This window comes from Ructibacterium gallinarum, from assembly GCF_014982785.1.
Taxonomy (GTDB): Bacteria; Bacillota; Clostridia; order Monoglobales; family Monoglobaceae; genus Ructibacterium; species Ructibacterium gallinarum.
Map to the genome: position 1 here is coordinate 23209 of NZ_JADCKB010000001.1, position 23693 is coordinate 46901.

A 23693-nucleotide genomic window follows, 5' to 3' on the forward strand; every position below is an offset into this window, starting at 1 on the left:
AATTTGGTCAAAATGTTGTATTATATATACATACCACAATTAACTAACAATCTTTTTTTCATTTCCCCCGTTTAAGATAATACATCTTAAATGGAACTCCCGACCGAGAAATATCTCGGTCTTTTTTTTATTTTTTCTGTACTTGCCTCCCGCCCATATCAATGTTGTATTTATAAATTTCCCATGAATTTCCACTAATTGTTTTTACATAATCTGCATAATTTTAAAAATTCTTTCCATACTATCCATATGCTGATACGATATATTATTTACGGACTATTAGGATGGAATATAGAAATTATCTGGACAGGCTTTACCTCCCTTGCCAGCGGAAGCAAAAATCTGATGGGACATACCTCTATATGGATGTTCTTTATTTATGGTGCAGCCGTATTTCTGTTTGAACCAGTGCATACCTGGATTGCCAACTTTCATTGGTTCTGGCGGGGCTGTATATGGACTATTTTGATTTTTCTGATTGAAATGATCAGTGGTCTATTGCTCAAAGCGCTGGGGATACAAGCTTGGGATTATACTGGCCCTACCTCTGTGTTGGGCGTCATTAGGCTAGATTATGCCCCGCTTTGGTTTATGGTTGGCCTGATCTTCGAAAAAATCCATCATTTACTGCTCAGTTACCATATCGGCATTAAATAAAACCGCTCCTCTTTACAACAAAAAACAGGACGCATTTTCCGCTTATTGCGGGGATGCATCCTGTTTTTTTATACAACACTCCGTACTTTTATTGCTTCATTTCCTCATTGCGTTTTACACAGGCATCGATTGCCGCCTGCAAAGATGCACGAAAACCTGTACGTTCCAATTCACAAACTGCAGCAATAGTCGTACCCCCAGGAGAACACACCTGATCCTTCAGCTGTTCTGGATGGATACCGGTCTGCAAAACCATTTTCGCACTTCCTTCCACCGCTTTCGCCGCCAGCTTCATTGCATTTGCTTTCGTTAAACCGTACCGCACTCCAGCATCCGCCATGGCATCAATCATCATATAAATATATGCCGGACTGCTTCCGTGAATGGCCGTTGCGATTTCCAATTCTTTTTCCGGCAGAATCATTGCTGCACCCACACTGTCAAACAAACGAAGCACCATTTCCCGTTCCTCATCGCTTAAATTGCAATTGGGCGAAATCACTGTCATTCCGCAACTCACCATAGCAGGAGTATTCGGCATGGTGCGCACAATTTTTTTATCTGAGCCCAATTTTTCCTCCAAAAAGCCCACACTTACACCGGCGGCAATGGAAATATAAATCTTATCCGGGTTTCCCTTCATCTGCGCTAATACGCCCGGAATCACATTGGGCTTTACTGCAAAAACAATAAGATCACTGTTCGCTTCCACTTCTGTATTGTCAGAAGTGACCTTGACCCCTTTTTCTTTCCAAACTGCAAGCTTAGCTGAATCCGCATCCGAAATTGTCACATTTTCTACATCTGTCATACCCGCAGACAACATACCGTTTAACAAAGCAGACGCCATATTTCCCGCTCCGACAAAGCCAATCTTCACCGCCAGCACCTCCTATACTGTAAGTTCTACTTCCGCAGCGGAAACCTCATTTTCCGCTAAAATCGGATCCACATATTCTGCCACAAACTCCTCCACCTGCTTGTCTGCACGACCAATGAAGTTTTCCGGCTTCAAGATTTTTTGTACGTCGTCCATATTCAAACCAAAAGCAGGATCCGCCACAATTCGCTCAATCAGGTCATTGGGTTTTCCTTCCTCTTTAACAGTACGGCCTGCTGCCATGGAATGAATTCGAATCTTTTCATGCAACTCCTGACGGTCGCCGCCCTTTTTCACTGCATCCATCAAAATATTTTCCGTAGCCATAAACGGCAGTTCTGACAAAATCCGCTGCTCAATCACTTTGGGATAAACCACCAGCCCACCTGCCACATTCATATAAATATTCAAAATCGCATCTACCGTTAAAAAGGCCTCGGCAACACTAATCCGCTTATTTGCCGAATCGTCAAGGGTACGCTCAAACCACTGTACTGACGTAGTAATTGCCGGATTCAGGGCATCTGCCATAACATATCTTGCCAAAGAACAAATCCGTTCACTGCGCATGGGATTCCGCTTATAGGCCATGGCTGATGAACCGATCTGAGATTTTTCAAACGGCTCTTCTATTTCCTTCAAATGCTGGAGCAGGCGAATATCGTTGGCAAATTTGCAGGCACTCTGCGCAATACCACTAAGAACTGACAGCATCTGATAATCCAGCTTTCTGGAATAAGTCTGCCCAGATACTGGGTAATATTTGCTATATCCCATTTTTTCACAGATTTTCTTATCCAGCAGCTTGACCTTTTCATTATCACCGTCAAACAGTTCCATAAAGCTGGCTTGGGTTCCGGTTGTCCCTTTTGAGCCCAGCAAAGCAGCACGGCTCAGCTGAAAATCAATATTTTCAAGATCCATCACCAATTCCCACAGCCACAGCGAAGCACGCTTTCCCACCGTGGTAAGCTGCGCCGCTTGAAAATGGGTAAAGCCCAATGTAGGCATACTCCGGTATTCCATGGCAAAATCCCGCAGCAGGGAAATTACTTTAATCACCTTGCTCCGGATTAGCCGAAGCCCTTCATACATGATAATAATATCCGTATTATCCCCCACATAACAGGAAGTTGCACCTAAATGAATGATTCCTTTCGCCTTGGGGCACTGCTGGCCGTACGCATAAACATGGGACATTACATCATGACGCACTTCTTTTTCCCGGGCCTGTGCCACCTCATAATTAATATCCTCCATATGTTCTTTTAATTCCGCAATCTGCTCTGGCGTAATGGAAAGCCCCAACTCCATTTCTGCTTCGGCCAGTGCCACCCATAACCTACGCCAGGTCTTAAACTTTTTGTCCGGAGAAAAAATATATTTCATCTCACGGCTAGCATATCGGGAATTTAAAGGGCTTTCATAAACATCTTTCTGCATACCGATTCTCCTTTTTTATACCGTTTTTTATCATATTTTCTTAACTGGCATTTCTGCCGCAAGATCTTTCATAATAAGAGAAGCCTTTATCACCACAAAGATGATAAAGGCCAAAATTCTTTAAGCCTTTTAATCCAAACTGTTGTCGGAATATACTATTTTCTCGCTTTTTCCCTGAAGATATTCTTCAATCCGGTCAAGTCCGGTAGTGATTACTTCCATAGAGGTGGCATAAGACAAACGGACATAGCCATCCAGTCCAAAACCTTCACTGGGTACCATAGCCACCAAGGCACGATCCAAAATATCCTCACAAAGCTCATGCGCCGTATGAATCATCCGGCCGTAATGCTCTTTTCCAAGGACACCCTTTACATTCATAAAAATATAGAAGGCACCATGCGGCTCTCTACAGCTGAGCCCCTCAATACTATTAATCCGCTTTACCATGTAATCACGACGCTTAATATACTCTGCCTTCATTTGATCAATAAACGACTGATCTCCCGTCAATGCTTCCACTGATGCGCTCTGTGCAATAGAATTCGGATTAGAGGTGGCATGGCTCTGCATATTGCTCATCGCCTTAATTACGGGCGCTTCTGCAACTGCGTAACCAATCCTCCATCCAGTCATGGCATAAGTCTTTGCCATACCATTTACTATAATAGTCAATTTGCGGATCTCATCACCCAGAGTCGCAATATTGATATGCTGGCCTTCATACACCAGCTTTTCATATATTTCATCAAAAATAACATATATTTCGTGTTTTACTGCAAAATCAGCAATTTCCTGCAGTTCTTCACGCGTATATACCATTCCGGTAGGATTGCTGGGCGTATTGATGACCAATGCCCGGGTTTTGGGAGTAAACGCCGCTTCCAGCTGATCCATCGTAAACTTAAAGTTATTTTCTTCTTCCGTCTCAATATAGACAGGAATTCCATCAGCCATTTTTACCATTTCGGGATAGCTTACCCAATACGGCGCTGGAATAATGACCTCATCTCCTGGATTCAGGATCGCCATAAACGCATTGGTCAATGCATGTTTACCGCCATTACAAATGATCACATTGGCCGTGGTATATTTCAGTCCCGTATCTTTCTCCATCTTATCACAAACCGCCTGTTTTAATTCCAAAGTACCAGAAGCCGGCGTATAGCGCGTAAAATTATTCTCAATGGCCTTAATTGCCGCCTGCTTAATATTCTCCGGGGTATTAAAATCAGGTTCACCGGCACCAAATCCCACAACGGGAATTCCTTGTTTTTTCATCTGCTTAAACTTTGAATCAATTGCCAAAGTTGGTGACGGGCTGATCGCTTTGGCCTTTTCTGAAATCCGCAATTCCATATCCTCTAAAACCTCCAATAAATCATACTATATGATATTTTAATATATCTATCTCTAAAATGCAACGTTATTTTTCATAATTTTTTACATGCTTCGACGCATTGTTTCATGAAATATCCTGCGAAAATTCTCAAATCTTATATTTTTAACCTGGTTTTGCGTAAAACCATAATCCAACATAGCCTGCACCACTTGACCCATATCCTGAACCCCGGTCATATCAGCGGGCAAAGCCTCGACGCCGTCAAAATCCGAGCCCAGCCCAACGGTTTCATCTCCGCCACGGCACAGAATATATTCCATATGCCGCAAAATATCCTGGATGATACAGTCCGGTCGCTGGGTCAAAAATTCCGGAAAAAAGTTAATTCCTATTCCACCGCGGCGAGAGATCAACAAATCAATCTGGTCATCATCCAAATTACGGGGATGGGGGCACAAAGCTTTCACACAGGAATGAGAAGCCACAAATGGATATTGTGTCATTTCCGCCACATCCCAGAAACCCTTAACAGACAAATGGGAAACATCTATCAAAATTCCCATTCTTTCCATGGCAGCCACTGCCTGGCGGCCAAAATCCGTCAAACCTCCGCCCCGGGATTGGGTAATTCCATCAGCAATTTCATTTGCATGGTTCCATGTAAGGGTAATCAGCCGGACACCCAGCCGGTAATACATCCATAGTGCCGCCAGATTACCCTCCAGCGCTTCTCCTCCTTCTATGGATAACACCGCCCCAATTTTTTGCTTTTCTATTACTTCTTCCAAATCTTCTGCTGTTTGAATCAACGTAATTTGTTTACTGTTTTTTTCGATTTCACGATGCATTCGTTCCAAAAGGGCAATACAGTGATTCATGCATGTGCCACAAATAGATTTCTGATCCACAAACGCAGCAAACACCTGTATGTATCCTTCATATTCTTCCATTCGCTGTAAATCCAAATGCAGATCATTCCGGTTTAGCTCCTTTTTCTGCTCCTGCAGTTCAAATACCGTATCACAATGGGCATCAAAAATCCTTGGTTTCATATTTCACCCCTCCAAAATAATACCGGGTATGTGCCGCAAATCCTTCAGGAAAGGCACTCCATCCTGCATGGATGCAAATATCTCTATGACGTCAAAGCGCACTTCTTTTTCTGCAGGATACAGCATCAAATAGTATGCCGCTGCCCGGCGCATATGTTCCTGCTTCCGTCGATCAACCGCTTCCGCCGGCTGTCCAAAACGGTCATTACTTCTGGTTTTGACCTCTACAAAAACCAAAACCGCATCTGTTTCAGCAATCAAATCCAACTCGCCGCCGGGAACGCGAAAATTTCTTTCCAAAATCTCATATCCTTGACGCATCAGGAACTCTGCTGCCATACGTTCTCCGAAATCCCCTAAATCCTTTTTGTACCGGCTCATTTGATCCCCAGCACCTTATCTGTCATATAGGTTTTTCTGTGAATAGGACAAACACCCAGTTTCTGAATGCATTGTCGATGCAGAGCTGTACCGTATCCCTTGTGTTTGGCAAAGCCATATCCGGGATAAATCTCATCCAGCTTAATCATATAACGGTCCCTGCTCACCTTTGCCATGATCGATGCCGCCGCAATGGACTGTACTTTAGCATCACCTTTTATAATATATTCCGATGGGACGGAAAACGGAATATGATCATTCCCATCTATCAACAGATAATCCGCAGGAATTTTTAATTGATTGACCGCATCTTGCATTGCTTGGTGGGTTGCCTGGCGAATATTAATTTCATCAATCACCGATGGTTCCACAAACGCAACACTCCATGCCAACGCTTTTTCTTTTATGGTTTCATACAAAATATCCCGCTTTTTGGGAGACAATTTTTTGGAATCATTGAGTCCCTCTATCGTCAATCCCGGCGGTAAAATCACCGCACCAGCGCACACAGGACCTGCCAGGGGCCCCCTTCCAGCCTCATCCACACCAGCAGGAAACCGGTATCCCTGCGCATAACATTGATTTTCCATCTCTAATCCTGGCTTACTATCTGACTGTTTCATCCATATCATCCTTTTCTTTAAAACAAAACCGGCTTCACGCAGGAAGCCGGCTGTCTTTTTATCTCTTTTGTGTGAAGCTTGGCTCATTCCGGCATTTCTAAAGTAATGGTACCGATCCGTACACTCCGGAAATCGTCCAGCACCAGGGAAGCAGCCCGCAAAGTATCAATATTCCCGCCGGACACAATACATCCGCGTTTTTTCCCAATCTGCATCAACAAGTCATACGAAGATTCTTTCAGCTGTCCATCCTCAAGCTTATACCGTGCTTTTAACATATCGGCATAATGTGCAGAAAGAAAACCAAGTAGTTCACAGCTCAGCTCTTCAAGATCCATAATTTCATCCCGGATTCCTCCGGTGAAAGCAATCCGTTTTGCAACTTCCGGATCTTCAAATTTTGGCCATAAAATTCCAGGTGTATCCAGAAGTTCATATTTCCCCGCAATACGAATCCACTGCTTCGCCGTTGTAATACCAGGCCGATCCCCCGTCCGGGCCGCGCCTCGGCCGGCAAGGCGATTAATAAAAGAGGATTTTCCCACATTAGGTATACCCACTACCATCAACCGGATGCTGCTTCTTTGAATCCCTCTTGCACGCTCCCGTTCCAGCTTTTCTTTCATAACCCGGCGAATTGCCGGCTCCAGCGCCGAAAACCCCCGTCCGCTTTGACTGTCAACCGCAATAACTGCATATCCTTTTTCGTTGAACCAGTTTTTCCATACTTCCGTAGCATTGTGGTCGGCCATATCCGCCTTATTCAGCACCAAAACACGGGGTTTGCTTCCTACAATCCGGTCAATTTCCGGATTCCGTGACGACAGCGGGAGCCGTGCATCCAGCAATTCTACCACCGCATCTACCAACTTCATATTCTCGGTAATCATGCGCCGAGTTTTTGCCATATGTCCCGGAAACCATTGTAAATTCATTAAAAAACTCCTTATCCCAGTCCGTATTCGCTGTCTTCCGGCAGTTCCCAAAGTTCATCGGTAAGAAAGGAAGTAGAAACTGCATCACGATGTACCGATCCGAACTGATCCAGTGGCCAGAACCGGAATACTGCACCACCCATTACCTCATCAATGGGTACCTGTCCCAGCTCACGGCTATCTTTACTGTTGTTGCGGTTATCACCCATAACAAAAATGTATCCCGGCTGTACCACAATGGGGGTATCCTTGCTGTATTCGCCTTTTGCAACAAGGCTCATAATATAGCTTCCGCTAAGCTGCGTTTTATCTTTAATATAAGGCTCATCTATCAGCTGATCATTGACATATACCTCTCCGGTATCAAAATCAATATAAACCGAATCCCCTTCGGTAGCAATTACACGCTTAACATAAGGGCGCTTGGGATCAGAGGCCGGCTTAAAAATAACCACATCTCCTTTTTCTGGAGTATAAAACAGACGATTAACATACAACCGGTCATTATTGTGCAATGTTGGCTCCATAGACTGCCCCTGCACCTTTACCAGCGTAAAAACAAAATTTCGAATTACAAGAGACAACGCCACCGCTACTGCAATGGCAACCACCCAGTCGCGGATTTCTTTGCCCCAGTTTACCACCGCTTTTTCCTTCTCCTCAAACAAGCCCTTTTCTTCTTCTGGTTTCATATCCGTTTCCTCCATCGCCACATGCTGCCGTTTTGTTTCGGCTGTCTCGGAAGACATTTCTTCGGTGTTTATTTTTTTATTCTCCTCCATATCAACTTCACTCCTTTGTGAACATTCCGGAGAAAATGCCAAACAGAGGTGATTATTTTTCATAACCACCTCTGCCCTGCGTTTCCTATTAAAGTTTTTCTTTCACCTTGGCCGCCTTACCCACTCTGTCACGCAGATAATAAAGTCTTGCCCGGCGAACTTTACCGTGTCTCACCACTTCAATCCGGTCGATCTTTGGGGAGTTAACCGGGAAGGTTCTTTCCACTCCAACGCCATAAGATACACGGCGAACGGTAAAGGTTTCCTGAATGCCGCCATGATTTTTCTTAATCACAGTGCCTTCAAACATCTGTACTCTCTCTCTGTTTCCTTCTTTGACCTTTACATATACCTTTACGGTATCACCGATTGCCATAACCGGAAGGTCTGTTCTGATTTGTTCCTGTGTGATTTGCTTTAAAATATCCATAGCTTATCCTTTCTTTCCAAAGACATTCATACCGCAGCTTAGGCGGCAGAGGACTATCCGTATTCAACCAATTAACTATACCACAAAAAATTTCCTTTTGCAAGTGTTTTTTTCACTTTTTTTCATTTTCTTATTCTTCATCTGACAAATCCAAAATCCCATTTACAAATTCATCCGGATCAAACAGCGCAATATCATCGGCTCCTTCCCCTAAACCGACCAGCTTCACCGGAATATCAAATTCATTTTTAATCGCAAAAACAATACCGCCTTTGGCAGTGCCGTCCAGTTTTGTCAGCATAATACCGGTAATGTCTGCGGCTTCTTTAAACTCCTTGGCCTGCTGTACTGCATTCTGCCCGGTAGTTGCATCCAAAACCAAAAGGATTTCCTTTCCTCCCATAGGCAGCTCCCGCTCCAAAATGCGGTGGATTTTTTTCAGTTCTTCCATCAGATTTTTCTTATTATGAAGCCGCCCCGCTGTATCACACAGCAGTACATCTACATATTTTCCCTTGCAGGCATTGATGGCATCATACACCACAGCCGCCGGGTCTGCCCCTTCCTGCTGTTTGATGATCCGCACGCCGGCCCGTTCTGCCCATACCTCCAGCTGTTCAATCGCCGCCGCACGGAATGTATCCGCCGCGGCAATCACAACCTCTTTACCCTGTTTACGGTACATATTAGCAATTTTCCCAATGGATGTAGTTTTTCCTACTCCATTGACCCCGATCACCATAATCACAGCAGGCAATCCAAATACATTCAGTTCATTGCTGCTGCCTTCCTTTAAGATATCTTTTAAAATCTGCGCCAGTTCCCCCTTGAGCGCCTTACTGTCCGTAATATGTTTTTCCGCCGCGGCACTGCGCAGTCTATCAATAATCTCCAGCGAAGTGTTCACTCCCAAATCCGCTGTAATCAATGCTTCCTCCAGTTCCTCAAACAATTCCTCATCTACCGTCCGAAAAGTTTTGATCACCGTTTCCAGTTTATCATTGATGGAATCCCTGGTCTTGCTTAGACTTTCTTTAATTTTATTAAAAATACCCATCTTTCTCCTCCATTACTGCTGTATTTCATCGATATTTAAGGAAAGCAATTTAGAAATACCCCGCTCCTGCATGGTAACGCCGTATAAAATATTCGCCGCTTCCATGGTGCCCCGTCTGTGCGTAACTACAATAAACTGTGTTTTGTCGCTGTAATGCTTTAAATAGTCCGCAAATCGGTAAACATTCACATCATCCAGCGCCGCCTCGATTTCATCTAGAATGCAAAACGGCGTGGGACGGATCTCCAGAATGGCAAATAATAAAGCAATGGCAGTAAACGCCCGCTCGCCGCCAGACAGCAAGGTAAGGCTCTGCAGTTTTTTTCCGGGCGGCTGGGCTTCGATCTCAATACCACTTTCCAGTACATGATCCGGCTCGGTCAAAATCAAATTCGCCCTTCCGCCGCCAAACAAGGCGCTGAACACCCGGCTAAAATTTTCATTCATCAGCTTAAACTGTGCTGCAAACTGATCCTGCATAATGACCAGCATATCCGATATTACGGTTTCCAACTCTTTTTTCGCCTTTTCCAGATCATTGGTCTGCACAGTAAGAAAATCAAACCGTTCTTTGACATTCTTATACTCTTCAATGGCATCAATATTGATGTTCCCCAGGGCGCGAATCTGTTCTCTCAGGGATTTGATACGCGCAGACGCTTCTTTAAAATCAAAGGGTTCTTCCACTTTCACCGCTGCAGCTTGGCTGTATGGCATATCATACTCTTCCAGAAGACGGTTGACAATGGTTTCAATTTCTGTTTCATACCGCTGCACCCGTGTTTCCATCCTATCCTGCTGCTGATTCAGACGAAACATCTGTTCTTGCACATCTTTTACAGAAGCCTGCCGTTTTCTCAGTTTTTCTTCCAGTGCCCCCCGTTTTTGGGCAAGCTCCGTCTGCTGATTCCTATACTGACTAAGCGCTTTTTGCTGCTCAGACATGCTCTGCTTCAAGTTTTGTATCTGCACCAAAATTTCATCATTACGCTTTCTCAATGATGCAATATCACTGTTTTTCACTGCAATTGCCTGCGCGTGCTGCGCTTTTTCGGTATTCAAACGGGAAATACGGTCATTTTGAAGTTCCATATCTTTTAAAATAGTATTCCGAGCAATATTCAGCTCGGTTAATTTGGAAGATAAAACATCATTTTTTCCAGACAACTCGGTATATTCTTTCTGCACCGCAGTCACCTGTTCTTCCATACTCCGAACCTTTTCTGCATGCGCGGCAATTTGCGCTTGATTTGCTTCTTTCCTTCCGCTAAGCTCCTTCAGCTTCTCTATAATATCCGTATTTTCTTTTTCCAGCTGTTTGGCCGTGCTTTCCGTATTTTCAATTAATACCTGCTGATGCTGTAAATCTGATTGCAAGCGAACCATTTCCTGCTGATATTGCTGCTGCTGGAGATTTTCTTTCCGCAGTTCTTCCTGCTGTTCTTGCATCAACCGTTCCAGTTCTTCCCGTTCTTTCTTCTCCTCCGTCACTTGTTTCTGCAACTTTGCAATTTCCTCTCCCAACCGCTCAATTTCTCCGGTTCGAGATAAAGAACCAGTGGTCTTTCCCGCACTACCGCCGGTCATTGCGCCACCCGCCTGAATCACATCTCCTTCAATCGTAACAATCCGAAAACGATGCCCGGTTTTTTTTGCCATAACAACCGCATGATCCAGTGTATCACAGATTACGGTTGCGCCAAGAAAACTCTGTACGATATTTTTATAAGTTTCTTCACATTGTACCAATTCGGAAGCCATCGCCACAAAGCCAGGCATTTTTTCCGCCTGGCTGCGGTCAAATTTTTTTCCTTTGATTGCACTAACCGGAAGAAAGGTGGCGCGTCCCAAACGCTTTTCTTTCAAATAAGAGATAGCCGCCTTAGCATCCTCTTCTGCCGCCGTTACAATATTTTGATTGGCTGCTCCCAGCGCCGTTTCGATAGCCGTAACATATTTCTGATCCGTCTTGATCAACTGGGCAAGGGGACCGTAAATTTCCGCACCGGAAATTTCACCCTTCCGGTAGGCCGTCATGACACCTTTTACCCCCCGGGCATAGCCTTCAAATTCCCGCTCCATGTCAAGCAACATACTTCTACGGGATTGCCGTTGATTCAGCTGAATAACATTTCGATTCCCACGCTCACTCAATTCACGTTGTCGCACCTTACCAGCATTATATTTCTCATTCAAACGCCGAATCTTGTCTTGACTACGCGCAATTTTTTCTGCAATCTCTTGATATATTTTCTCCTTGTCCCGAATCTGTTCCAGCATACCAGATTTATCCTGCTGTTTTCCGGAAAGTTCTTGCTCCACTATATTTTGCCGGCTGCGATAATTGCCTTCCAAAATTTCCAAATTATTATCAGCAGCTTTCAAGGTATTGATTTCAGCCGTCAAGGCGATCACTTCTGCCCGAATATTATCAAGCATTTGACTGCGCTCGCTGACATCCTGTCCTGTCTTTTGCGATTCCTGAGTCAAGGCTTCCAAACTTTGCGTTGTTCCCTGATTATCAAATCGAAGCTGCTCTAACCGCTCCATGTGTTCTTTCAGTGTTTGATTAATCCGTTCAATTTCTTCTCCGCTGCTGTGGATTTCCTCTTCCATTCGTTCCATATTCTGCTTATTATGTTCTATATCGCTAAGCAACAGATTAGTTTGGTTCTTCTGTTCGTTCACAGCCGTAACCGAAAGCTTGTCCGCTTCGCGGCAATTTTCCATTTCCCGATCGTACCGGTCAATCTCCTCATACATCTGGGAAATCTCCGCGTCTGTATCATCCAGTTCCTTTTGGATTTTCTGGATCTGTTCGGACAGCAAACCGATATTTTCCTTCAGCTCCGCCTGCTGTCCTTTTGCGTTTTCTGCCTGAATTACGGATACCGCAATATCCAGATCCTTCATTTCATCACGCAGCCGCAGATATTTCCGAGCTTTTTCCGACTGCCGTTCCAGCGGCCCTAACTGAGATTCTAACTCTCCTAAGATATCCTCCACCCGGGTAAGGTTATCCGTTGTCTGTACCAGTTTCCGTTCTGCTTCTATTTTCCGGTATTTATATTTTGAAATTCCTGCGGCTTCTTCAAAAATTTGTCGCCGATCCTCGGATTTGGTACTTAAAATACTATCTATTTTCCCCTGACCAATAATAGAATATCCATCCCGGCCCAAGCCGGTATCCATAAACAACTCATGAATGTCTTTGAGCCGACACAGGGTTTTATTGATATAATACTCTCCTTCCCCGCTGCGGTACACACGTCGGGTTACTGTAATTTCCGGAAAATCCAGAGAAAAATACTGATCGGAATTATCCAGCACCAAGGTTACTTCTGCAAACCCCAACGCCTTTCTGGCTTCTGTCCCAGAAAAAATAACATCTTCCATCTTGCTTCCACGTAAAGATTTGATACTCTGTTCACCCATAACCCACCGAATTGCATCGGAAATATTGCTTTTCCCTGATCCGTTCGGTCCTACAATTGCCGTGATGCCCGGATTAAAATCCAGATAAATTTTATCCGCAAAAGATTTAAACCCCTGCATCTCAATACTTTTCAGCCGCATAATGCCATACCCTTTTCTATAATTTCTTTTTCAGTCAAACTGAAAACAATCCAATTATAGATTATAACACAAACCACTTTACTTGTCACGTTTTTTTCACAAGAAAAAAGCAATGTTGTTAAAAAGTGTATTTTAACAGTTAAAACGCTATCTGTGGCCGGTCTGTCACTTGAAATTCATGGTTCAATACCACCCAATTTTGCGGAAATTCTCGCATGGAATTCCAATATCCAATTCCTACCAATCCATATTCATATACCAGATTCAACTTGGCTAAAATACTCCGGGCATCTTCAAACCACACTTCATGAAGGCTCCCTTCTTCATCTGCATACCGGAACCACGGCGCCTGCGCCTTTTCATCAAATAAAATTTCAGCACCATATTTCCCCGCCAGCCGAACCGCTTCCACCGGAGATATGGACGGTGCTCCCGGATTTCCTTTTTCATAAGGCAACGTCCAGTCATATCCATAAGTGGGAATACCAAGAAATAATTTCTCCCGTGAAATACGGGTCAAGGCATAATCTACCACTTGACGCACATTCTGAATGGGTGCCACTGCCATAGGAGGTCCATAGGTGTACCCCCACTCATAGGTCATCAAAAGCACCATATTAGCCGCCGCCCCGATACCCGCATAATCATGGCCTTCATACAGCACACCCCGCTGGGTATCACTTGTCTTAGGGGCCAGTGCCGAAAACACAGGGTAACCCATTGGATTTAAATAAAGCCGTAAATTCTGTAAAAATGTAATGTAATCATAACGCTCTTCCGGATAGATAAATTCAAAATCCACATCTAATCCTTTATAATTTTTTTCTTGCAAGGTTTGTATGATTTCTCGGATTAGTTTTTCCTGTTTTTCAGTATCATTAAAAATCATGCTGGCGCGGTCATTGCTAAATCCTCCCTGTTCTGTCAGTGTAGACAGATGCATGAGAGGTCTTGCTGCATAGGCCTTCGCTAACCTCAACAATGTTTCATCCTCCAGTTGTACCAATCCCCCATCTGTATTGATTCCATAAGTAAACGGAGTAAACCAGGATAAAAATGGAAGCTGTGGCCGCAGCAATTCCACATTGATATAAGGATAAGCATAACTATTTGTCATAATGTTTCCTTTCGTCCATTGCTCTTGATATTGAAGAACAATTGTACTGCCTCGGCCCAGCAGCGCCTGTCCTTTCAGCCACAAATTATTACGGTAGATCTGCCGCATTGAAATTCCATTGGCCTTAGCGATAGCATACAAGGTATCCCCCTGTCGGACTGTATACACCTTCTCCGGAATCTGTACCACAACAGCTTGCCCAACCACCAAAATATCCTCGGCTTTGAGACCATTATCCGCCATCAAATGAACGGGGTTAACTCCATATCGTTTTGCAATGGAATAAATGGTATCTCCAGCTTTTACAATATAAATAATCATACTACCCCTCCTATGCATGATTTTTTTGCCTAATTATTCTTATGTGACAAGCACCACGCTTATGTCTGCCAAAAGCACGTACACTGCAATGTATTTATCTATTCCGCTTCATTACAATTCATAAATATAATGACAAAAAAATGATATTTTTCTGCAAATTCATGGTAGCAACTAAAACGGGAATATGCTATACTTTGCGTAGAATGGAAAACTATATCTGGAGGGATGAAAAAAATGACAAAGTTAAAAGTAGGTATTATCGGTTGCGGCGGCATTGCCAACGGCAAGCACATGCCGTCCCTCAGTAAGATTGACACAGTGGAAATGACCGCTTTTTGTGATATTATTCCCGAACGTGCAGAAAAAGCGGCAAAAGAATATGGCGTTGACGGCGCCCGTGTATACGAAGATTACACAGAAATGCTTCAAAAGGAAGAATTAGACGTAGTCCATGTCTGTACACCCAACAATGCTCACGCGCCAGCCTCCATCGCGGCTATGGAAGCCGGATGCCATGTAATGTGCGAAAAGCCTATGGCCAAAACAGTAAAAGAAGCGGAAGCCATGCTGGAAGCACATATCCGTACAGGCAAGAAACTGACCATTGGCTATCAGAACCGCTTCCGTTCCGACAGCCAGTATCTGAAAAAAGTCTGCGAGCGTGGTGATCTGGGCGAAATCTATTTTGCCAAAGCTCACGCTCTCCGCCGGCGTGCCGTTCCCACCTGGGGCGTATTCTTGGACGAAGAAAAACAGGGCGGCGGTCCACTGATTGATATCGGTACCCATGCACTGGATCTCACCTTATGGTGCATGGATAACTACGATGTAAAAAGCGTAAAAGGCACCGTTTATAAAAAGCTAGGAGATCAAAAGGATACTGGCAATGCTTGGGGAGACTGGGATCCTGAAAAATACACCGTAGAAGATTCTGCATTTGGATTCATTACCATGGCGGATGGTGCAACCATTATTTTAGAAAGCAGCTGGGCAATCAATATGCTGGATACCAAAGAAGCCAAAACTACACTTGCAGGAACCCTGGGTGGTGCTGATATGAATGACGGTCTGCGACTAAACAAAGCCGATCTTGGCAAACTGGTGGTAACCAAACCAGCCCTTGATGCCGCTGGTGTAGACTTTTATGACGGCGTTGGCGATGACCCTGCCCTGAATGAAGCCACCCAATGGATTAACGCTGTTTTGGAAGATAAAGAGCCCATTGTAAAACCAGAACAGGCTCTAGTAGTCACAAAAGTCCTGGAAGCAATTTACGAAAGTGCGAAAACCGGAAAAACGATTGAATTTTAAAATTAATCTATTATATAAGGAGGAAACAAATCATGAAGCTTGGTGTTATGAATCCTGTACTAAACCAATATACATTTGAAGAAGCCATTGAATATCTGGAAAGCCTGGGCGTACAGACCATTGAAATTGGCGCAGGTGGTTTTCCGGGCAACCAACATTTAAAACCCGAAGAGCTGCTGCAAAGCCCGGAAAATGTGAAGAATTATAAAAAAGCTCTGGAAAACCATCATTTAGAAATTTCTGGTATTAGTTGCCATGGTAACCCCTTGCATCCACAGAAAGCAATTGCAGAAAAATTCCATAATGAATTTAAAAATGCGATTCTGGCGGCAGAAGCTCTGGAAGTAGATACGGTAATCGGTTTTTCGGGCTGTCCCGGAGACTGCGACACTTCCAAATACCCCAACTGGGTTACCTGCCCCTGGCCGGAAGATTTTACTGAAATTTTAAAATGGCAATGGAATGAAAAGGTCATTCCCTACTGGAAAGACATGGCCAAATTTGCCGCAGAACATCATATTAAAAAAATTGCATTTGAAATGCATCCCGGCTTTGTTGTTTATAATCCTGAAACATGCCTGCGGCTGCGCAATGCCGTTGGCGAGATTATTGGCGCAAACTTTGACCCCAGCCATTTGTTCTGGCAGGGTATAGATCCAGTCGCGGCAATCCGTGCATTAAAAGGTGCTCTTTATCACTTCCATGCAAAAGATACTCGTATTGACCAACGCAACTGTGATGTCAACGGTGTTCTGGATACCAAGAGCTATGGTGATATTCCAGAACGGTCTTGGGTATTCCGCACCATCGGCTATGGACACGACAAAAAGGTTTGGAATGATATTATCAGTATGCTGAAAACCATTGGATACGATGGCGCTATTAGCATTGAACACGAAGACGGCTTAATGTCACCGAAAGAAGGCCTGGAAAAAGCTGTGGCTTTCTTGAAAGATGTTTTAATTTTTGAAAATGCAGGAGAAATGTGGTGGGCATAATGAAGATTTACAAAGCAGCATTGATTGGGTACGGTGGAATGGCCGGCCATCACGAAAAAGTAATGCGGGTAGACTATGACCGCATGAAATTAAAAGGCGTTTTTGATCTGGATCAGCGCCGCATGGACGTGGCAGCAAAACAGGGATATTATACCTATTCTTCCAAAGAAGAATTGCTCTCTGACCCGGAAATTGATGTAGTAATCATTGCTACAACCAACGAAGCACATAAAGAGCTTGCACTTGAAGCGCTTGCCGCTGGCAAACATGTCATTTGTGAAAAACCTGTTACCATAACCTCCGCTGAATTGGAGGAAATTATGGAAGCTGCCAAACATAGCCGCGGTATTTTTACCATTGACCAAAACCGACGCACCAACAAGGATTTTGTGTTGATGCGCAGGCAAGTGGAATCGGGCATTATTGGAAAGCCCTATGTCATTGAATCCAGAGTGGAAGGTTCCCGGGGAATGCCCTCCGGTTGGCGGACCATGAAGCATCTGGGCGGTGGAATGATGCTGGACTGGGGTGTTCACCTGATCGATCAGATCATGTATATGATCCCTGAAAAAGTAACCAATGTTTTTTGCAAAATGTATAGCATTGAGTACCCGGAAGTAGATGACAACTTCCGAATGACCATGACCTTTGAAAGCGGACTTACTGCACACATTGAGGTTTCTACCAATAACTACATCACACACCCTCGCTGGTATGTTCTGGGTGAAACTGGTACTCTGGTAGTAGATGACTGGAGCTGCAATGGAAAAGTCGTCCGCTGTATTGATAAGGAAAATGTCTGGGAAGAAGAAATTGTCTATACCAAAGCAGGACCTACCAAAACTATGGCACCGCGAAATCCTAATTCGACCGAAACAATCCTGCTATCAGAACCTACCGATGTCATAGATAACCTTACAGTAGTTTATAATCAGTTGCTGGACTGTGTAGAAGGCAAAGCCGAACTTACCATTAAACCGGCCGAAGCTCTGCGGGTTATGAAAGTGATGGAAGCCGCTTTCCAGTCTCATGAAACCGGGGATGCGATCCATACCAATATATAAGGTTTTCGGAGGAATTACAATGCAATACTCACTTCAGCTTTACTCTGTGGTACATGCTATGGAAAAGGATTTTAAAGAAACCGTCCGCCATACTGCTCAAATTGGTTATGATGGTGTTGAATTTGCTGGTTTTTATGACATGAACGCAGCAGATATAACACAGCTGCTTACAGAAAACAAGTTATATTGTCACAGTTCTCACTGCAGCGTGGATCAGTTTGGGGATGCATTTGACAAAACTCTTGCTTTTCACCGGGAAATTGGATGTAAATATATTATCCTTCCTTATTATTCCTTTTCCTCTTCTAAAGACATTGACAAAGTAGTACAATTGTTAAACGATGCTGCTGAACAGGCTGCACCGTACGGAATCAAGATCGGCTATCATAATCACCAACACGAGTTTGAATCCATAGACGGCAAGAGGATCTTGGATGAAATTGCCGCCCGCACCTGCGAAAATGTAGTGATCCAGCTGGATGTTTTTTGGGCGGCTTATGCCGGGATAGATCCCATTGCCTGGATCAAAAAATGGGGCAAAAAAGTAGAAATGATACATTTAAAACAAATTGACAGCAACAAAGAAAATGTTGATTTTCCCGATGGCATTCTCGACATGAAAGCCATTATTAATGCAGCCGCCTATGCCAAGGAATTTACCGTTGAACATGAACGGCCAGAAGACGAAGATGCTGTGATTTGGAAGAGTGTACAACGAAATATTGAATACTTAAAGGAGCTGAATCTCTAATGAAGGTATTAGTATGGAATGAATATTTTCACGAAAAAAATGATGAGAAGGTAAAACAGGTTTATCCTGCCGGCATTCATCAAGCCATTGCAGATTTTTTATCAAAAGAGCCTGATATGGAAGTGAAAACCGCTACGCTGGAGGATCCGGAGTGCGGCCTTACACCAGAAGTCCTGGCAGAAACAGATGTACTGCTTTGGTGGGGACATATGGCGCATGATAAAGTTCCAGATGAAATCGCAGCCAGAGTGCGTGACGAAGTACAAAAAGGCATGGGTTTTATTGCTCTACACTCTGCGCATATGTCCAAACCCTTTCGGTACCTGATGGGAACCAGCTGTACGCTGACCTGGCGTGAAAACGGAGATTCTGAACGGGTCTGGGTTGTTGCTCCCTCCAGCCCAATTGCCCAGGGAATTGACCGGTTCTTTACCCTTCCTCATGAAGAAGCTTATGGAGAACATTTTGACATCCCAGAACCGGATCGACTGGTATTCATCGGGCATTTTGACGGTGGCGAGGTATTCCGCAGCGGTTGCTGTTACCATCGCGGCATGGGTCGTGTTTTCTATTTCCAGCCCGGACACGAAACCTATCCTACCTATTATATCCCGGAAGTACAAACCGTTTTGAAAAACGCGGTACGCTGGGCGGCCCCCATTTGTCGGCTGTCTGCTCTGGACTGCCCACAAGTTAAACCGATTCTTCCCGTACATTCTGAAGAATAACATTTTATTGCTAAAAATCCCCTGGAAATCAGAAAATTCCGATTCCCAGGGGATTCCTTTTTCTGTCTACTTCCGGCTATGCCTACTCTCCAAGTCAAGCAGTGCTTTTTTCATAGGGAGTCCTCCTCCATATCCCACAAGTGTACCATCTGCACCGATTACCCGATGACATGGCACGGCAATCATGATGGGATTGCGATTCGCCGCCATACCTACAGCACGGGCGGCACGAGGGCTGCCAATTTTCTCTGCGATCTGCCCATAACTTTGGGTTTTGCCATAAGGTATTGCACAAATCGCATTCCATACCTTTTGTTGAAAAGGAGTTCCGCGCAACACATAGGGAAAAGAAAAATCCTTTCTTTTGCCACAGGCATATTCCTCCATCTGCTCAAAAACCAACCGGCTCAGCACCGATGTATCCGGTTGTGCTTCTCCCTGTACGATTCTAATGCCAAGAACCTCTTGTCCATTGTGTTCTATTTCCAAAGTGCCGAACCAAAACGCCCGGCGTGCAAGATATCCCATAGCACCGCCTCCTGATTGGTTCAATGCACTTACCGCGAATATCCGATATCAATCATTTTTTTATTCAGTTCTGCTAGTGCCGCACGGGATTTTGGCGTGTGCTCTTCAATGCTTTTATAAACCATCTCTATCTGGAGCATCTGCCGATGCTTTAGCGCCGCTCCCAGCATTACCATATTCCCCAAATTTTCATTGCCCGCTTCTCCGGCCAAATGCTTTGCTGGAATATAGACTGCTTCTACGTCATCCCGGGCAACTTTTTTATCAATCAAAAAGCTGTCCAGAATAATCAATCCCCCAGGGACCACCGCATTTTCAAATTTCTCCAAAGAAGGTTTGTTCATGGCAATCAAAATATCCGGTGTCGTAATGACCGGCGACCCAATGGGCTGATCAGAAAGGATGACCGAACAATTGGCAGTACCTCCCCGCATCTCCGGTCCGTAAGAGGGTAGCCAGGAAATTTGAAGACCTGCATCCATACCTGCATAAGCCAAAGTTTTTCCGGCAAACAAAACGCCTTGACCGCCAAAACCGGCAAAGATTATCTTCTGTATCATTTCTCTACCTCCTCTTGCAAGCGATCACAATACACACCCAGCGGATACTGCGGCATCATGTTTTCACGAAGCCATTTCAGCGCTTCTTCCGGACTCAAGCCCCAGTTTGTAGGACAGGTTGAAAGCACCTCTACCATAGAAAATCCTTTTTTGTCCAGCTGACACTGAAAACTTTTCTTGATCGCCGCTTTGGCTTTTTTGATATTAGGGATGCTGTCTACCGAAACCCGTTCAATGTAAGCCGCTCCCTGAAGGGTTGAAAGCATTTCTGACATACGAATCGGATATCCCTGATTTTCCACCTTCCGTCCATACGGCGTGGTCTGAGTAACCTGCCCCACCAGAGAGGTAGGCGCCATCTGTCCGCCAGTCATACCATAAATGGCATTATTGACAAATACGATTGATATATTTTCAGCTCTGGCAGCGGCATGAACTGTTTCTGCCGTACCAATTGCCGCCAAATCACCGTCACCTTGATAAGTAAAGACCAAATGATCCGGATGTACACGCTTAATACCAGTTGCTACCGCAGGTGCTCTTCCATGCGCGGCTTCCTGCATATCACATTCAAAAAAATTATATGCTGTTACACTACATCCCACCGGTGCAACGCCTACTGTTTTTCCTTCCATTCCCAGTTCATCAATGACCTCTGCTACCAGCCGGTTAATGATTCCGTGCGTACAGCCAGGACAATAAGACAACGTAACGTCACTAAGTGCATGGGGTCTATCAAATACGGTTTCCATTTTCTCTATCTCCTTTCCCCTTATTTACAAATGTACTGTTTGGCCTGCTTCACAATGGCTTCCTGATCCGGAACCATACCGCCGTTACGGCCGTAAAAATATACTGGTTTTTTCCCATTAACAGCCAAGCGTACATCTTCTATCATCTGTCCCTGACTCATTTCCACCGCCATAAACGCCTTGGAAGTTTCCGCGGCGGCGCGGGCATAAATGGCTTCTGTCGGGAAAGGCCAAAGTGTAATCGGCCGAATCAATCCCGCTTTAATGCCTTCTTCCCTCAACATATTTACCGCCGACATGGTAATTCTTGCAATGGTTCCATAAGCCACAAAAATCAATTCGGCATCCTCTGTCTGATATTCTTCCACACGTACCTCATTTTCCATGATGGTTTGATACCGCTTCTGTCGGTCATTGTTCAAGTTTTCCAGTTCTTCCGGGGTCAGATACAGCGAATTGATAATATTTTTCTTCCGCTTCATCATGGTTCCGGTGGTTGCCCAAGGCTTCTCCGGCAAGCTGGAAGGATCGCGCTCTTCCTGAAATGCCACCGGCTCCATCATCTGCCCCAGCATACCATCACCCATAATCATGGCCGGCATGCGATACTGATCCGCTTTATCAAATGCCGTACCAATCAAATCCGCCATTTCCTGAACGGAAGACGGTGCAAATACCAGCAGATGATAATCCCCGTGACCGCCGCCCTTGGTCGCCTGGAAATAGTCAGACTGTGCCGGCTGGATACCGCCCAGGCCAGGACCGCCACGAACAATATTGATGATCACACACGGCAGATCTGCTCCGGCAATATAGGAAATACCCTCCTGCTTTAAGCTGATACCCGGACTTGAGGAACTGGTCATTACTCTTGCGCCGGCACCGGCCGCACCATATACCATATTGATTGCGGCAATTTCACTTTCGGCCTGTAAAAACGTACCGCCGCGCTTTGGCATCTGTTTTGCCATATAGGCTGCCAGCTCTGTCTGCGGCGTAATCGGATAACCAAAGAAAAACCTGCACCCACTGCGGATTGCCGCCTCCGCCAATGCCTCGTTCCCCTTCATTAAAACTTTCTTTTCCATTTTCATTCCTCTTTTCTATCTTTCAACTTTGATTACACAGTCAGGGCACATGGTTGCACAAAAGGCACAGCCGATACATTTTTCCTGCTCTTTGACCGTTGCCGGATGAAAACCTTTTTCATTAATGATATCATAATCCATCACCACAATTTTTTTAGGACAAACCGTGGTGCATAATCCACAGCCTTTGCACCGGTCAGTCCGAAATGTCACTTTTGGCATATTTTTCTCCTCCTTTAAAACATTAGATTGATATATAGCTGAAGCGGAAATTTCATATTCTCATATACAGCGGGAAGACCTGCGAGATTCTCCGGTGTACCGCTGATATAGGCAACTGGCAACCCCAATTTTTGGGCCACCTGTTCTGTCAGACGTTGTCCTTCCATAATAATTTCCGGTGTGGTATCCTCTTTTAAATGGGTATTGTTGATAAGCGCAGTAATGGGCATACGGGCGACTGCCGCAATTTCCTCAAAGGCCTCCTGTGCACCTTCCAGATCCGCAGTCAGCAGCCGGCGTTCATTGAGTACAAAAAACACATCGCACTCTTCCTGCTTAAAATATGGATAATACCGTCCCAGGGGAATGGTTCCATCCTCACCGCCGCCTACATCAAATACTACGTACTTTTCCCTGTTGGTAAAAACACTGTAAATCTCTGCGGGCAATGCCGGATTTTCAATATTGCTGTTGGCAAATTCCGGCGCAATTACCTCTATCCCGTGTTGTTTTAAAATCTGCTCTGCATCCTTGGTGCGAAAATAAGGGTTTACAATATCAAAGTCCACAATCACAACCTCTTTGCCCATCTTTCTGAGCATCAAAGCATAATTGACTGCCAGTTCTGTTTTTCCACTTCCATAATATCCTACAAACACAGTAATACGTTTGGGTTCTATCATCTGTCTTCCTGCACCTCCTTGATACGTATCACCTTAATATCTTCTTTTTTCCCCCTGAAAACAAAGCGAACCAGACCAAAGCCAGCTGCCAAACCTAAGAAAGCGCCTAACACTGCCCCGCCTTCCTTTCCACTGATCCAGCTTCCAAGGACAGCGCCAGCCAGCATGGTTACCGCCATCAGTCCATAACCGCCAAAGGCACGTCCCAAAAACTTTTTATCCGGCATTTCCAGTTCCACCGCCTCACCCACCTGAAAAGGCTGTTGAGGATTGTCCGGCACTGTCACAACCACGCCCTGACCGGAACACCCGCCGCAGGATGCGCAGTTTCCGCCGCAGGCAGAAATCCGTTCCACCTGCACACTTACTTTCCCGGCAGATACACTTATCACATATCCTGTTTGCTTCATTT

25 protein-coding genes are annotated in these 23693 nt (G+C 44.7%); 6 read left to right on the forward strand and 19 right to left on the reverse strand.

Annotated features, from left to right (window positions below):
- The first annotated feature begins 249 nt into the window (after positions 1–249).
- Positions 250–657: a hypothetical protein gene (locus tag INF28_RS00115; protein WP_226391437.1), complete on the forward strand. Its 408-nt coding sequence runs from the start codon at positions 250–252 to the stop codon at positions 655–657.
- A gap of 88 nt (positions 658–745) precedes the next feature.
- On the opposite strand, the gene proC is transcribed toward INF28_RS00115, so the two are convergent.
- The 12 genes from proC to INF28_RS00175 all read right to left on the reverse strand — a co-directional run bounded on the left by proC (position 746) and on the right by INF28_RS00175 (position 14596).
- Positions 746–1537: a pyrroline-5-carboxylate reductase gene (gene proC, locus INF28_RS00120; protein WP_226391438.1), complete on the reverse strand. Its 792-nt coding sequence runs from the start codon at positions 1535–1537 to the stop codon at positions 746–748.
- Positions 1538–1549: 12 nt separating this feature from the next.
- Positions 1550–2980 carry an adenylosuccinate lyase gene (gene purB / locus INF28_RS00125; protein ID WP_226391439.1) on the reverse strand — a complete coding sequence of 477 codons (1431 nt, stop codon included), beginning with the start codon at positions 2978–2980 and terminating at the stop codon, positions 1550–1552.
- A 129-nt stretch (positions 2981–3109) separates the two neighbouring features.
- Positions 3110–4333: a pyridoxal phosphate-dependent aminotransferase gene (locus INF28_RS00130; RefSeq protein ID WP_226391659.1), complete on the reverse strand. Its 1224-nt coding sequence runs from the start codon at positions 4331–4333 to the stop codon at positions 3110–3112.
- Positions 4334–4423: 90 nt separating this feature from the next.
- A complete protein-coding gene (locus INF28_RS00135) occupies positions 4424–5374 on the reverse strand; it encodes a dipeptidase (RefSeq protein ID WP_226391440.1) in 951 nt (316 codons plus the stop codon).
- Positions 5375–5377: 3 nt separating this feature from the next.
- Positions 5378–5755, reverse strand: a complete 378-nt coding sequence (locus tag INF28_RS00140) for a YraN family protein (protein ID WP_226391441.1) — start codon at positions 5753–5755, stop codon at positions 5378–5380.
- Positions 5752–6378 (reverse strand): ribonuclease HII, encoded by a 627-nt coding sequence (locus tag INF28_RS00145; protein ID WP_226391442.1) that lies wholly within the window; start codon positions 6376–6378, stop codon positions 5752–5754. The genes INF28_RS00140 and INF28_RS00145 overlap by 4 nt, the downstream gene beginning before the upstream one ends.
- Positions 6379–6461: 83 nt before the next feature.
- Positions 6462–7313: a ribosome biogenesis GTPase YlqF gene (gene ylqF / locus INF28_RS00150; RefSeq protein ID WP_226391443.1), complete on the reverse strand. Its 852-nt coding sequence runs from the start codon at positions 7311–7313 to the stop codon at positions 6462–6464.
- A gap of 11 nt (positions 7314–7324) precedes the next feature.
- Positions 7325–8095 (reverse strand): signal peptidase I, encoded by a 771-nt coding sequence (gene lepB / locus INF28_RS00155; protein WP_226391444.1) that lies wholly within the window; start codon positions 8093–8095, stop codon positions 7325–7327.
- A gap of 88 nt (positions 8096–8183) precedes the next feature.
- Complete coding sequence (gene rplS / locus INF28_RS00160; RefSeq protein ID WP_226391445.1) at positions 8184–8525, reverse strand: 50S ribosomal protein L19; 342 nt, start codon at positions 8523–8525, stop codon at positions 8184–8186.
- Positions 8526–8655: 130 nt separating this feature from the next.
- On the reverse strand, positions 8656–9582 hold the full coding sequence (gene ftsY, locus INF28_RS00165; protein ID WP_226391446.1) for a signal recognition particle-docking protein FtsY: 927 nt from the start codon (positions 9580–9582) through the stop codon (positions 8656–8658).
- A 12-nt stretch (positions 9583–9594) separates the two neighbouring features.
- Positions 9595–13158 (reverse strand): chromosome segregation protein SMC, encoded by a 3564-nt coding sequence (gene smc / locus INF28_RS00170; RefSeq protein ID WP_226391447.1) that lies wholly within the window; start codon positions 13156–13158, stop codon positions 9595–9597.
- 139 nt (positions 13159–13297) lie between these two features.
- Positions 13298–14596, reverse strand: a complete 1299-nt coding sequence (locus INF28_RS00175; protein WP_226391448.1) for a glycosyl hydrolase family 18 protein — start codon at positions 14594–14596, stop codon at positions 13298–13300.
- Positions 14597–14830: 234 nt separating this feature from the next.
- Between INF28_RS00175 and INF28_RS00180 the strand changes: the two genes are divergently transcribed.
- The 5 genes from INF28_RS00180 to INF28_RS00200 are packed head-to-tail and all read left to right on the forward strand — an operon-like array spanning position 14831 to position 19448.
- Entirely contained in the window at positions 14831–15907 is a 1077-nt protein-coding gene (locus INF28_RS00180) for a Gfo/Idh/MocA family protein (protein WP_226391449.1), read from the forward strand.
- A gap of 32 nt (positions 15908–15939) precedes the next feature.
- The gene (locus INF28_RS00185) at positions 15940–16905 is read left to right on the forward strand and encodes a sugar phosphate isomerase/epimerase family protein (RefSeq protein WP_226391450.1); all 966 of its coding nucleotides are present in this window, start codon (positions 15940–15942) and stop codon (positions 16903–16905) included.
- Positions 16905–17969: a Gfo/Idh/MocA family protein gene (locus tag INF28_RS00190; protein WP_226391451.1), complete on the forward strand. Its 1065-nt coding sequence runs from the start codon at positions 16905–16907 to the stop codon at positions 17967–17969. The genes INF28_RS00185 and INF28_RS00190 overlap by 1 nt, the downstream gene beginning before the upstream one ends.
- 19 nt (positions 17970–17988) lie before the next feature.
- Positions 17989–18720, forward strand: coding sequence for a sugar phosphate isomerase/epimerase family protein (locus tag INF28_RS00195; RefSeq protein WP_226391452.1), 732 nt, complete (start codon positions 17989–17991; stop codon positions 18718–18720).
- Positions 18720–19448, forward strand: coding sequence for a ThuA domain-containing protein (locus INF28_RS00200; protein ID WP_226391453.1), 729 nt, complete (start codon positions 18720–18722; stop codon positions 19446–19448). The genes INF28_RS00195 and INF28_RS00200 overlap by 1 nt, the downstream gene beginning before the upstream one ends.
- Before the next feature lie 66 nt (positions 19449–19514).
- Here the strand turns inward: INF28_RS00200 and INF28_RS12965 are convergent, their stop codons facing one another.
- From INF28_RS12965 to INF28_RS00235, 7 genes are read right to left on the reverse strand one after another with little or no spacing between them, the layout of a single operon-like run.
- Positions 19515–19976 (reverse strand): methylated-DNA--[protein]-cysteine S-methyltransferase, encoded by a 462-nt coding sequence (locus INF28_RS12965; RefSeq protein ID WP_318961685.1) that lies wholly within the window; start codon positions 19974–19976, stop codon positions 19515–19517.
- A gap of 29 nt (positions 19977–20005) precedes the next feature.
- Positions 20006–20536, reverse strand: coding sequence for a 2-oxoacid:acceptor oxidoreductase family protein (locus INF28_RS00210; protein WP_226391454.1), 531 nt, complete (start codon positions 20534–20536; stop codon positions 20006–20008).
- A complete protein-coding gene (locus tag INF28_RS00215) occupies positions 20533–21288 on the reverse strand; it encodes a thiamine pyrophosphate-dependent enzyme (protein WP_226391455.1) in 756 nt (251 codons plus the stop codon). Before INF28_RS00215 ends, INF28_RS00210 begins: the two co-directional genes overlap by 4 nt.
- 20 nt (positions 21289–21308) lie before the next feature.
- Positions 21309–22376, reverse strand: coding sequence for a 3-methyl-2-oxobutanoate dehydrogenase subunit VorB (locus INF28_RS00220; RefSeq protein ID WP_226391456.1), 1068 nt, complete (start codon positions 22374–22376; stop codon positions 21309–21311).
- Positions 22377–22391: 15 nt separating this feature from the next.
- Positions 22392–22634 carry a 4Fe-4S dicluster domain-containing protein gene (locus INF28_RS00225; protein ID WP_318961691.1) on the reverse strand — a complete coding sequence of 81 codons (243 nt, stop codon included), beginning with the start codon at positions 22632–22634 and terminating at the stop codon, positions 22392–22394.
- A complete protein-coding gene (locus INF28_RS00230) occupies positions 22613–23281 on the reverse strand; it encodes a hypothetical protein (RefSeq protein WP_226391458.1) in 669 nt (222 codons plus the stop codon). Before INF28_RS00230 ends, INF28_RS00225 begins: the two co-directional genes overlap by 22 nt.
- Complete coding sequence (locus tag INF28_RS00235; RefSeq protein WP_226391459.1) at positions 23278–23691, reverse strand: SoxR reducing system RseC family protein; 414 nt, start codon at positions 23689–23691, stop codon at positions 23278–23280. Before INF28_RS00235 ends, INF28_RS00230 begins: the two co-directional genes overlap by 4 nt.
- Positions 23692–23693 lie beyond the last annotated feature (2 nt).